The 11790-nt window shown below is 54.2% G+C and carries 11 protein-coding genes; 1 reads left to right on the forward strand and 10 read right to left on the reverse strand.

Annotation, left to right across the window (positions count from 1 at the left end):
• The first annotated feature begins 8 nt into the window (after positions 1-8).
• Positions 9-620, forward strand: a complete 612-nt coding sequence (locus CH92_RS18605) for a phosphotransferase (protein ID WP_025243266.1) — start codon at positions 9-11, stop codon at positions 618-620.
• On the opposite strand, the gene CH92_RS21970 is transcribed toward CH92_RS18605, so the two are convergent.
• The 10 genes from CH92_RS21970 to CH92_RS18650 all read right to left on the reverse strand — a co-directional run bounded on the left by CH92_RS21970 (position 582) and on the right by CH92_RS18650 (position 11784).
• Positions 582-1550 (reverse strand): hypothetical protein, encoded by a 969-nt coding sequence (locus CH92_RS21970; RefSeq protein WP_144381049.1) that lies wholly within the window; start codon positions 1548-1550, stop codon positions 582-584. The two genes, CH92_RS18605 and CH92_RS21970, sit on opposite strands and share 39 nt — an antisense overlap.
• An 83-nt stretch (positions 1551-1633) precedes the next feature.
• Positions 1634-2467 carry a hypothetical protein gene (locus CH92_RS18610; protein WP_025243267.1) on the reverse strand — a complete coding sequence of 278 codons (834 nt, stop codon included), beginning with the start codon at positions 2465-2467 and terminating at the stop codon, positions 1634-1636.
• Entirely contained in the window at positions 2467-3657 is a 1191-nt protein-coding gene (locus tag CH92_RS18615) for an O-antigen ligase family protein (RefSeq protein ID WP_025243268.1), read from the reverse strand. The genes CH92_RS18610 and CH92_RS18615 overlap by 1 nt, the downstream gene beginning before the upstream one ends.
• 80 nt (positions 3658-3737) lie before the next feature.
• Positions 3738-4394 (reverse strand): HAD family hydrolase, encoded by a 657-nt coding sequence (locus tag CH92_RS18620; RefSeq protein WP_235206170.1) that lies wholly within the window; start codon positions 4392-4394, stop codon positions 3738-3740.
• A complete protein-coding gene (locus CH92_RS18625; protein WP_025243270.1) occupies positions 4394-5140 on the reverse strand; it encodes a 3-deoxy-manno-octulosonate cytidylyltransferase in 747 nt (248 codons plus the stop codon). The genes CH92_RS18620 and CH92_RS18625 overlap by 1 nt, the downstream gene beginning before the upstream one ends.
• A gap of 8 nt (positions 5141-5148) precedes the next feature.
• On the reverse strand, positions 5149-6762 hold the full coding sequence (locus CH92_RS18630) for an aldolase catalytic domain-containing protein (RefSeq protein ID WP_025243271.1): 1614 nt from the start codon (positions 6760-6762) through the stop codon (positions 5149-5151).
• An 18-nt stretch (positions 6763-6780) separates the two neighbouring features.
• Positions 6781-8043 carry a capsule biosynthesis protein gene (locus tag CH92_RS18635; RefSeq protein ID WP_025243272.1) on the reverse strand — a complete coding sequence of 421 codons (1263 nt, stop codon included), beginning with the start codon at positions 8041-8043 and terminating at the stop codon, positions 6781-6783.
• Positions 8040-8924, reverse strand: a complete 885-nt coding sequence (locus tag CH92_RS21750; protein ID WP_272889399.1) for a DUF6625 family protein — start codon at positions 8922-8924, stop codon at positions 8040-8042. The genes CH92_RS18635 and CH92_RS21750 overlap by 4 nt, the downstream gene beginning before the upstream one ends.
• A 6-nt stretch (positions 8925-8930) precedes the next feature.
• A complete protein-coding gene (locus CH92_RS18645; protein WP_025243274.1) occupies positions 8931-10043 on the reverse strand; it encodes a glycosyltransferase in 1113 nt (370 codons plus the stop codon).
• Complete coding sequence (locus CH92_RS18650) at positions 10030-11784, reverse strand: carbamoyltransferase family protein (RefSeq protein ID WP_025243275.1); 1755 nt, start codon at positions 11782-11784, stop codon at positions 10030-10032. The genes CH92_RS18645 and CH92_RS18650 overlap by 14 nt, the downstream gene beginning before the upstream one ends.
• Between the last annotated feature and the right edge of the window lie 6 nt (positions 11785-11790).

An 11790-nucleotide genomic window follows, 5' to 3' on the forward strand; every position in this document is an offset into this window, starting at 1 on the left:
GGAACAAGATGCGGATTGTAACAGCACGGGAACTGCAGGATTGGCTGGAGCACGGAACTGTGCTGGAAAAAGACAGCAGAGGACCGAAGGTGGCGCTGTTACAGGACGGCCTGATCTTCAAAATATTTCATACAAGACGCCATCACTGGCTTGCCAGGATCAACCCACCAGCAAAACGTTTCGCACGAAACGCAGAAACATTGGCGAAGCTGGGTATCCCAGCGCCCGAAGTCGTCGAAACTTTATGGCTTGACCGGGATAAAGGGCTTAGTGCGTGCACCTATCAACCTCTTCCTGGCACGTCGCTAGAGACACTGCTTAGAGAAAATCCAACTGAGATAGATAATCTGATTCCAGAGTTCGCCGAATTCATTTTCAGGTTGCACCAACAAGGAATTTATTTCCGTTCCTTGCACTTGGGAAATGTACTTCTTCTGCCGGAGGGAGGCTTTGGCCTGATTGATTTCCTCGACCTCGTCAAGAAGCGGCGGCGCCTAAGCGGCTGGGAAGCGAAAAGAAACCTCGACCATCTTCGACGTTACCTGCAACGCAGAAAGATTTCAGGATTTCCCATAGACAGGTTAATTGAAAGCTACAGCGCGACAGACCGAACCTTCTAGGTTCCGCTCTAACAACCTTAGACAAGAAAGCTTATGTTCGGCTTTTCGGGCGGAAAGGAACACACCGTAAAAGAAGATCAGCGAAAAGCAGAAGTCCTGAAACGAGCAGTGTTCATTGACAGGCTCATACACTTTAGACGCAAGTTTTCGTAGTTCGCTGCCTCCCAAAAGATCGCCCGCCAGCACAGCAGCAAGTGCCAGATCAAACCCCGGCGGATAGAAACCAAAATTATCCCAGTCCAGAAGCAAGGTGTCTTGCCCCATGTTTGGTCTGCTCAAATCTCCATGCCCAATGAATCTTGGCAGCGCCTCGCAACGGCTGCGCATTGACCGCAGCAATTCGGCATTTTCGCCTGCTCGCTCTATTACGCCTACAGTTTTTTGGAAGCATCGCTCAAAGCCAAAATGTTTCGACAAATCAAGCAGATCCGCAGGGACACAAGGCAGAGCCGGACCGAGGCTGGAGAGCTGCTTAGAGATCGAAACAGCTTCGCCCATATAAGACTGCGAGGTGACTGGAGAAAAATCGACATAATCGAATCTAGCCACTGCCAATCGCTTTCCAGTCATCGACCAGAGCAATGCAGGCACTCGAATGGCTGTTTGGTTGAGCCGAGGGTGAATATGCGCATAGAAATACTGACACTTAGTCCAATCCAAGGACTCTACCGAGTAGGTTTTCTCGAATAGCAATCGGCCGTCGCAACGCAGCTTTCGGTAGCAATTTAGCGTGTATCGTCCCTTACCAGTCCCGGTGAAACTCCGTAAATCGCAAGCTCCGTCAAAAATAATACCCGAGTCGTAACGACTCAGCGCTCGCTCGTAGGCGATATGGTCATCGCGCAATGCGTGCTTTTCAGCAATCTGTTTTATTTCGGGGAACCCCCTACCGAGGCCGATTCGCCGCATCAAAGAATCAAAAAGTTGCATACGGCCCTCCCCAAGGACGCTACTGGATGCAGGCAGCCCTAGCCGAAAAAAAAGCTCCGCAAACCAGAAAATCGACAACGCAACTAAATATCAGTCAGCAAGTGATCCAACTTCTCGTACGTTATCTTCTGGATGATTTTTGCGGGTAGGCGGCTATTTTGAGACAGGTTATATACAGCAAAACGCGAGTCAACGACTTTTCTGGCCATAAGATCGAAGCTAGGCAAGATATAGTCAGCATAATCATCGCCAAGTCGGCTGGGGACTACCTCGCCTTTCGGGTCATAGAACTGCCCAGCTTCGGGAGTCATGTCTACGCCAACGAGAAAAACATTGTCGAAGCCCAAATGATAGGCCAGTTGCAAGGCTGCATAGGCAATGGTTCTTCCATTGAAATAGCCGTTCGCCATGTTCCGACTGAATCCGATTCGGTTAGGTTTCTGCCGAAACAGCGACCACTCCACCGCATAATCGGGGTCATTCCTGACTTGCCAGGCGAACCGACGATCCGACATAGCAGCGCGTCCCAAACTACGATTCACCCGCTCCAACAGGAACAGGTTCGCGCTGCTCAATAAGTGAGGATTTTGTTTGGCCACTTCATTGAACGCTGATCGACTCAGGGCGGCATTGGCAGAGCGTTTTATACCTTCGGCAACAGCGAGCCCTTTACGCGCAGCAACCCCCCGGTCGTCACACATGTAAAAGAGCGGTTCGACCCCCTCGTCAACGAAGCGAGCAATTGATCCATTCACCGCGATCATTGGCACATTCCGATAACGAGCCATCGGAAACTCATTTACCGATGGCCCCGACGCGATGATGAACAGCGCACCATTGCATCGGCCACGCAGGGGAGCAAAATCATTAAAGCGAAGGCCCTGGCCACCTTCCAGTTTCAGACTTCGAACATTCATCACTGCGCGTTCCTTTTGATTTGACTCCCCAACGCAATCGCTAACGGGAACCAGATCCACAACCAGATTAGATTCGGCGAGTGGATGAAAGAATGTAACTCAAAGAACATCACGCCAATACTGCCCGAGAGGAGAGAGACGCCCAATACTGAAAGATTAGAGCGGTCAGTCCACATTGCCCTTGTCGCCATCAGCAGGGCAACAAGGAAAAGCAGCAAGCCAACCACACCGTATTGAAAAAGCACTTCCAGGTAGAGGCTGTGTGTATTTACTACCGTTTGGCCTGGGATCGACATCTGGCTCATCTCAACCCCAGCGCCATGGCCCGCGAGCCAATAGCCGGGCATGCTATCGATGACCATCGCCCAAATGAGGTCTCTATTGGTGGTGCCGCGCTCAACCTCGACTGAAAACACTTGCGGGAACTTTATTGTTATCACGACCAGCGCAAGAATCATCGCACCTACGAAAATGCCCCAGGAGATTGCGCGCCCGCGAAGAATCAGCAACACAAGCCCCCCCAGCCCTAAAGCAAGCCATGCGCTCCGCGAATAGGTGAGGAATACATAGATGGCAATTACGCTCAGACAACAAAACCAAAAAATACGCGCCGCAGGCGTTCGGGCAAATAGCACGCACCAACACGCCGTCAAACCGGCGAAAGCCATATGCATACCGGAAATGATCGGATTGAAGAACTCGGCGAAACCAGGAACCCCTGAGCTGTGTAGGCGAAACGCTCTGTAGCGGAAATCGAGCCCGCGCCGCTCCAACTCAAAGTAAATCGTTACCAGAGCGGCAGCGGTGCCGACCAAGGCCGCCGCGCGCAGCAGGTTGAGCAACGCGGCTTCGCCATCCATTTTGAGCACAGCGACAGCGCAGATGAACACCGCCAAGACCAAGCCGCGCCGCAGAACCTCCGACTGTCCATCGAACAGCGCAACGCTCAGAACTACCCAGCCGCCAAACAAAAGCAGAACAACGCCAAGCTTCTTGTCAAGCCTTGCAAAAACAGACCTCCCGACAAAAACAAGGCAGACCAGAAAAGTAAGCAGCGCAAACCGAGTGCTACTTGCCCAAGCCGAAGTCTCGCCAGGCCACCAGTATCGGCCCAACAGTACAACTGCAACTGGCAGCAAAGCGATCAGACATAACCGCTTCTTTAAAAAACGACTTACCATATAAAACATTATTAAAACCCAAGCGGCGACCTATCCAAGAACAACTCATCCCCGGCGGCAAATGGCTTGCCGAAAGAACGATCCAATATTCAATCCAGCAGAGAGCTGATGCTCTCATAATGAGCCACAGCCGTGGACTGATCTGCGAAATAATCCTGCCAACCGGAAAACTCCGTCCACTGACTGATGAAAACAAAATCCAACCCAAATTTCATCGCGCTTTCGTAGTCGTAGCGGCTATCCCCAAAAAAAACCGCCGGAAGGACCAGATTACTGCACTTAAGCTCCCGTGAAAGTATCTCCTGTTTGTCAGTTGGGCTGCCAAATATACCGCCATTGAAGTAGTGGGATAGGCCCCGCGATTCAAACACTTCGCGCAGCTCGCCTTGATCGCCGCCGGACACAATCATCCAGTTACTGTTCGGTAGCGCCGATCTGAGCTCGTCAAGACCTTCCGCGACGCGACAGGTGAGCAGCCCTTCGCGGACTCGCTCCGCGTATCGAGAAAGTAGTTCATTCAGGGGCTCCATATTCTCATGCTTAACTATCTCGCCCAGAAAATATTCGAATTTTCGATAGCGAGAAACGCCGCCGTTGGCGACATGGTAATTAACCAGAGCATTTGCTGCGCCCTCTCCGAATGGAAGTGCGGCTTGGTAAAATGCGTCGGTTTTTACGCGATTTGAATCAAGCAAAACTCCATCGCAATCAAATATGAGTGACCGATACTCCGTTAATGCGCGCACTATAGCCCCTGCTCACGAATAACTTTTTCGGCACGGGCGACATCTTCCGGGTTATCCACTGCGACAGACTGCGCAGACAACTCGACCATGCGTACCTCCCAGCCTAACTCGATGAACCGGAGTATCTCTATGTCCTCCATTTCCTCCAGCGGAGTTTTTGTCGCCCGAGCAGCAAAATCCTGCAGAGCACGGCGAGGAAACGCGTAAACGCACACCTGCCTCCAAGCGCGTTCAAACGCATGCGACTTATTACCGGGTATTGGGGAGCGCGACATGTACAACAGCCGTCCATCTGGACGCATAACGACTTTCGGAGTACTGCTGCTGCGATACATGGCCTCGCAATCAATTGCGCAGAAGCCATTCAAGATCTCATCGGGATAGGCAGCTAGCTCCTCAATGAATACCCTAAGGTCATCCGGGTTGAAGACTGGCTCATCCCCTTGCACATTGATGAATACTTCCGCATTGAGCTGCGCAGCGCATTCTGCAACACGGTCGGTTCCAGTAAGGCAGTCGCTTGAAGTCATCAGCACATTGATACCGTGCTCACGACACACGGCTTCGATGCGCTGGTCATCAGTGGCTACATATACCCGCTCCGGCGGAGAGGCACGGATGCACTGCCGATAAGTACGCACAACCATGGGTACGCCCAAGAGGCTCACCAAAGGCTTGCCCGGAAAACGGCCGGACTCGTAGCGAGCCGGAATGATCACCGCATATTCAGGAGGGCTTGAAAGCATCTTGGAACTCATAAAGCGTAAATGGAACCGCGAGGGATCTGATAGCGACTTGGCGTCACCGCAAGCAATTCCGGCGCACCGGTGACTTGCTGGAAAGCCTCGAGTAATTGATTAACTTCGAGCGTTCGCGGGTCGTCGGCCGAGTACCCGTCAAATCCGGCGAGCAATATCCTTATCGCTTCACCACTGGCGGCTACGGCCAGTGCATAGGCTGCCACCAAGGACGTCGGCAAGATGCAATGTTGCTCGGCAAACTCGAACGTCGCAGCCTGCACCGCAATTCCATAGTCGAGCATGACCTTGCCATCGAGCGCAGCGCGCACCTCGGCCGGCAGCATATGTGCAGGCGTAATCAAAGGCTGAGGCAGCTTTACGTGCTCGCGACAATCGGCCATCAGCCTGAATGGGTGGCAAGCGGCTCGAACGTCAATGAGCTCGCTCGCGATATCGCTCTGAGTATTCAGTGCGATGACGAAAGGTTTCGCTCGGCGGATGTAATCTTCCAGGCCCTGCCGATGTCGATCCACACCCGGCCCACTGCCCAGCAAAAGAACCTCGCGACCCGCGATGAGATCCTTGGGGGCCCAACTGCCCTGGGGCTCGCCGGAATAAAAGTGTCGAGCTGACTCAAGCGTTCCTGGATTGAATTTCTTACCTCCCTGATTCTTGAGGAAGTCAATCACCACCAGGAGGTCTTCTTCCGCATACCGCGAATCAGCCAACATTTCCTGAATGTAGGTTGGATGAATGCCGTACACGCCTGCCAGAAAATAGTAAGGGTTCGTACCCCAACCATGCCGCTGCTGTAACGGTTGTAGATGCCGAGAGATCAAATTGAACAGCGGCGCGACGTTGACTGGCCCGCTTCGCTTCTCCATCAGCTCGATGACTACGTACTCCGTGCGTACATTACCCGGCCCACGGCCCATGCCGGTAACTGTGCTATCTACCCAACTCACGCCATCGCCGATCGCGCGCAGAGTGTTTGCCAGCGCCATGCCACAATTGTCGTGGGTGTGGATACCCAACGGTCCTTGCCAGCCACGACGTAACGCTTCTATCACGCCGGACGTTTGGTCAGGAGATAGGCTTCCCATACTATCGGCGAAATACAGCACATCCAGCGAATACGCTTGGGCGAGTCGGGCGAGCTGTTCGATCTCTGCGGGATCCCGATCGGCGATCTGCATCAGGTTGATGCCGACAACATAACCTTGCTGATGCAACCAGTCACAAGCCGGTAGCGCCGCTTCAAACTCATGGACATGGCAAGCCAGCCGCACCAAGCGCACTGGCGACCGGTCTGCCGAAACGAACAGACGGTTCAGTGCTGGCAGCAGACCTTCGGCGTAACCTAAAAGCTCGCTGGCGTTGACCATTACGCCGATCTTCAATCCACGGGGAATATCCAGGCTGCGCAGGAAGCTGTCGGTGGTGTAAGCGAATGCACCACGAAAACCTGGCGCAGAAAATCCTCGGAATCCCAGTTCGACGTAATCGACGGAAATCGCAGCCATCGCAAGCAGGTAATCCTGCACCAGCGCTTCATCGAAGTCCCAATTGTTGTAATAACCGCCGTCGCGGAGTGTGCAATCGAGCAGCACCGTGCATCGATCAATCATTGGATTATCCTCTTCCTTTCACTGCCGAGCCTCTAGCCCGGCGGACGGCAGTAGCACAGCCTCGCAGCGCCCAGAGGTCAGTAGTTGCTCCAGCAGTTCGATATTTCGTTGCAGGCCATGGCTACCTGCGGCGAGATGATATTTCGCAAAGCTCTCGGCAATCAGTACACGTGCACAATAATCAGCTTCAAGATCCCGTACACGCCGTTCCAGCTCGCTCGCATCCTGAACACAAGGACCAAAGAAACGTTCCTGCTCGAATATATCTCTTTGTCCACTACAGTTCACGTAGACGACCGGCCTGCGAGCAAGGGCAGCCTCGATAACGGCGTTGGACATGATATTGATCACCACTGAGGCGCGCGCCAAGGCCTGAGCCAAGTCGCACTCCTTCGGCAAAACCTGGAGATTGGGCAGGGAATCAGAGGCATCTTTCCAGAACGGAACCTGACTCCGCGGATGTGCTTTGATCAGCACTTGATGATCCGGGTTACGCTCAGCCCAGGCGCGGATCAGCTCATAAGTGCGTGTGTATCCTGATTCCTTCTCCTTATCAGGCCCCACCCCGAGCACGAGAACGGCCTTGTGCCCCGCATCCGACGGCGACAGGTCGAACGTATCGTCGATCATATGCGAGCCCGCCATCACCGCACTGGACACTCCGAATCGTAGATTTCTTCCTCGCAATGCCTCCAGAGAACTTTGGCCAAACAGGAAATAAAAGTCGTAGTCGTTCATCCCCAGGCGCTTGGAGCCTTCCACGGTGGTTGCATGGGCCAGATGAACCAGAAGGCCACCCTCAGCATTCAATGCCAGACGCAGAAACGGGGCGTACAAGCTCCCGTTGCGGTCGTTGAGCAGAATGCGCGGACGATGCCGCAGAACGAGCCACTGAGCATAAGCGGCATAACCAAAGTAGCGTAACGGCACCGGCTCCGGAGGGCGTACTAGCAGGCATTGCGCGAGGATGCTCTTAGGCTCCGGCAATGCCGTTTCGATCAGCGAATGGCCTCGGCCGCGAAGCGCTTCCATAAAGCGCCGCTTTCGTTGGAAAGCAATTACCTTCGGCGCGGATTGCAGTAAGAGAAAATCACAGGGTTCGGCATTGACCTGCCGCGACAAGCGAAAGCGGGAACGCAAACCAAATGAGATATCGCTGATTGCGTCGCGACCGAAGCGCAGCACGCTTGCCAGCCAGCAGTGCTCTTCGCGCAACATGCGCCAGCGATAGGTGTCCAGCTCATGCGCTTTCATCGCCCATACGCTGTTGCGACGATTCATTGGTCATCTCCAATATGAAATCCGTCGCGATCGATTCGCCAATTTCTTCTACTTGCCAGGACCTGCGCTTGCTCATAGCTCATTGGCTGCGAACTCTGCTGCCAATCTTTTTTCCACACCAAAAAGTGCAGGTATGGAAACTGCCTATCACCATCCTTGGCGTTCTGCAGGCGCCCATTACGCCACACCCAGTACGCTGGATAGTCCTGTGTACCATCAGTCCACGGCCTAATACCATTAGGCGTGCTGAAGGCCTCTTCGAACTCGGCGACGCGGCGCCAGCGATTGAAAAGGCCGACAAGTTCAAAGAGTGGTTTGGGAAAATTCTTGCGCCTAAGAAATATTCGGCTGAATCCGCCCTCGTCCAGCGCATGATTTTTTGGATCTTCGGCACGACGGACGAAATCAGGTATTTTCCAGAAAAGACTATTCAGCTCAGGCTCGTTGCGCAACAAGCAGAAATGGCCGGAAATTCGACGCTGATGCGTAGAAAGCACCTTGTATTTGCGCAAGCGCTCGTCCGAAAAATATGAGCGAAGGTCGCCGTATATCAAATCGAGGTCGCTGAAGCCCCAAAAATCATACCCAGCCACATCCTCAGCATGTATAAATCCAAGAGCTGGCTTGAGGTCACATAGCTTATACGGATTTGAAGGATTGAAATTTATTCCAAGACACTCGGATACGAATGCACAATAATCTAAAAAAGCAAAAAAACGCTGCTCCACGTTATTCGGCAAATCTTCCAGAACAGCGCAGTCCCCAAGTAACAGCCAGTTGATATTCGGATTAGCCCTACAACTCTCGATAAAAAAAGGCATCCAGAACGGCCATTTTCCAAAATAGGGAATAATTATAATTATGCTTGGAGTTTGGACCATCACGCACTACTCAATATGTCTATAGAAGTACCAGAATTTTTCCACTGCTATGGCATCGGAGAATTCTTGCTGTAATCGCGCAGACTGAGAAGAGATAATTTCGCAGCGGTCAATTTCGGCTAATGAAGACTGAATCATCAACAGGGAGGACAAGGCTTCCGAATCCGCCAGCGGAAACAACATCCCGTGGCTGGCCACTACCTCTTTGCCACCACCACAATCGCTGCAGACAACCGGAACTCCGGCCGCCATGGCTTCAAGTAACACCATTCCGAAAGGTTCATGATCTGATGTCAACGCGAACAAATCGAACGCTTTGAAGTAGCACCGCCCCCGCTGCACCTGCCCGAGAAAACGCACCGACCTAGCAACGCCTAGCTCGATAGCCAGTGCTTTCAACGAGTCCTCCAGCTTACCGCTACCCATGATGGCCAGCAGGCTGCCGCCAGGCAGATTAGGCAGCGCCTGGGCGAAGCCACGGATCAGCGTTGCCTGATCCTTGTCCGGATGGAGGCGGCCCACGTTCCCAACGATCCAGGCATCCTGAGGTAGTTGCAGAAATGCACGCGCCTCTTCACGGGAAACCTGTCCTGCCTGCACGGCGGCTATATCAATACGGTTGTACAAAGTATGGATGCGCTCAGCTGGCCATTTCGGCAAGCAGGCTCGGAGGTCATCGCGTACGGCGTTGGAAACACCGAGCAGGGCAAGGCGCTTGCAATAATGATTGGCGAACAGTTGACGTGAGCGGCGTTGGTAGTCACCAAACGCATGATGCACTCCAATCACCGGCAAGTTAGTTCCCAGCAACGCCACGTAAACTGGTTTGAACCGATGAGCGATACAGAAAGCGAAATTGCGTGCTCTGGATATCCTGCGGATATCGCGAATTGCGCGCAGCTTCAGGCCACGTACGTCGCGGCTGCTGTAATCGAGGAAGATCACCTCATCGGAAGGCGAACCCTCCGCCACATGATCGCTCGGAGCGCCGGTGAGATAGACAGTACATACCTTGTGGGACGTGCCAACGAAAAGCGCGGCGTATTGCCGCGCACAATCGAGAAACGGACCGTCATAGCTATGACAGAACTGCAGCACCCATTGCTCAGACGCCGTCATACCAACCCTTGCCCTCCTTGACCACGAGGATGTCCTCCATGATCAGGTACTGCAGATCCGAGCCATAAAACATGTTCAGCGCATCGGCTGGCGAACAGATCATCGGCTCGCCACGGCGGTTCAGCGAGGTGTTCAGCGACACGCCGTTACCGGTCAGCTTCTCCAGCTCCAGCATCAGGTCGTACCAGCGCGGATTGTGCCGGCGCTCCAGTACTTGGGCGCGCGACGTGCCATCCTCGTGAACCACTTCACCGACGCGCTCCTTCCAACCCTCGTTGACCTCGAAGGTGAAGGTCATGAACGGGCTGGGGTGATCGACCTTGAGCATTTGTGATGCAACTGTATCGAGCATGGACGGGCAGAAGGGTCTCCAGCGCTCGCGGAACTTGATCTGCTCGTTGATGCGATCGGCCACGCCCGGCACGCTCGGACAGCCGATGATCGAACGGCCGCCAAGAGCGCGCGGGCCGAACTCCATGCGCCCTTGGAACCAGGCCACGGGGTTTCCGTCCGCCATGATCATGGCAATGCGCTCGGGGGTGTTGGTGATCTGCTTGAACACCGGCTGGTTCGGGTGCCGGGCACAGGCCGCGATGACATCTTCGTTGGAATAAGACGGGCCGAGATAGACGTGCTCCATCTTTTCCACCGGTACACCGCGCTGGTGGGAGACGTAGGCAGCCGCACCAACCGCGGTCCCGGCATCGCCGGAGGCAGGCTGGACGAACAGCTCTTTGACGTCGTCGCGGGCGATGATCTTCTGGTTGAGCTTGACGTTAAGCGCGCAACCGCCGGCGAAAGCAATCTTGCCGGTCTCGCGAATGATGTCGCCCAGGTAATAGTCCATCATCTGCAGCACGAGCTTTTCGAACAGCGCCTGCATGGCGGCCGCGTAATGGATGTAGGGATCGTCGGCGATATCGCCTTCGCGCTTGGGGCCCAGCCACTCGATCAGCTTGGGCGAGAAGTAATAGCCCTTGCCCTTCTCCTTGTAACGACGGAAGCCGATGACATTGGCGTACTCGGTATTGATGGTCAGCTCGCCGTTCTCGAACGTGGCCAGGCGAGAGAAGTCATACTTGGCGGCATCGCCGTAGGGCGCCATGCCCATGACCTTGAATTCGCCGTCAAGCATCTCGAAACCGAGATATTCAGTGATCGCGCCGTAGAGACCGCCAAGGGAATCCGGGTCGTAGAATTCCTTGATCTTGTGGATCTTGCCATTCTCGCCCCAGCCGAAGAAGGTGGTGGCGTATTCACCCTTGCCGTCGATGCCGAGGATCGCGGTCTTCTCGGTAAAACCGGAGCAGTGGTAAGCGCTGGAGGCATGTGCCAGGTGATGCTCGACCGGCTGCAGCTTGACCTTCTTCAGGTCGAAGCCGAGCTGCTGGAGACACCATTCAATGCGTTTCTTGTAGCGGTAGTAGCGGCGGTTGCCCATAAGGATGGCATCCAGCGCACGATCCGGTGCGTACCAGTAACGCTTTGCATAGTGCCAGCGCGCCTTTTCGAAGATGCTGATGGGTGCGAACGGAATTGCCACCACATCGACGTCGCACGGCTTGATGCCGGCCTGCTCAAGGCAGAATTTGGCGGATTCGTACGGCATGCGGTTCTTGGCATGCTTGTCACGCACGAAGCGCTCTTCTTCGACGGCGGCGATCAGCTTGCCGTCGATATACAGGGCGGCGGAAGGATCATGACTGAGGGCGCCGGAAAGGCCGAGAATCGTCAATGCCACGGGTAT

The organism is Stutzerimonas stutzeri, from assembly GCF_000590475.1.
GTDB classification, from domain to species: Bacteria; Pseudomonadota; Gammaproteobacteria; order Pseudomonadales; family Pseudomonadaceae; genus Stutzerimonas; species Stutzerimonas stutzeri_D.

Bases quoted from the DNA above. Each gene is read 5' to 3' on its own strand.
- CH92_RS21750 (WP_272889399.1), bottom strand. From the start codon at position 8,924: ATGGTCCAAACTCCAAGCATAATTATAATTATTCCCTATTTTGGAAAA.
- CH92_RS18645 (WP_025243274.1), bottom strand. From the start codon at position 10,043: ATGACGGCGTCTGAGCAATGGGTGCTGCAGTTCTGTCATAGCTATGAC.
- CH92_RS18615 (WP_025243268.1), bottom strand. From the start codon at position 3,657: ATGTTTTATATGGTAAGTCGTTTTTTAAAGAAGCGGTTATGTCTGATC.
- CH92_RS18605 (WP_025243266.1), top strand. From the start codon at position 9: ATGCGGATTGTAACAGCACGGGAACTGCAGGATTGGCTGGAGCACGGA.
- CH92_RS18625 (WP_025243270.1), bottom strand. From the start codon at position 5,140: ATGCTTTCAAGCCCTCCTGAATATGCGGTGATCATTCCGGCTCGCTAC.
- CH92_RS21970 (WP_144381049.1), bottom strand. From the start codon at position 1,550: ATGCAACTTTTTGATTCTTTGATGCGGCGAATCGGCCTCGGTAGGGGG.
- CH92_RS18630 (WP_025243271.1), bottom strand. From the start codon at position 6,762: ATGATTGATCGATGCACGGTGCTGCTCGATTGCACACTCCGCGACGGC.
- CH92_RS18610 (WP_025243267.1), bottom strand. From the start codon at position 2,467: ATGAATGTTCGAAGTCTGAAACTGGAAGGTGGCCAGGGCCTTCGCTTT.
- CH92_RS18635 (WP_025243272.1), bottom strand. From the start codon at position 8,043: ATGAATCGTCGCAACAGCGTATGGGCGATGAAAGCGCATGAGCTGGAC.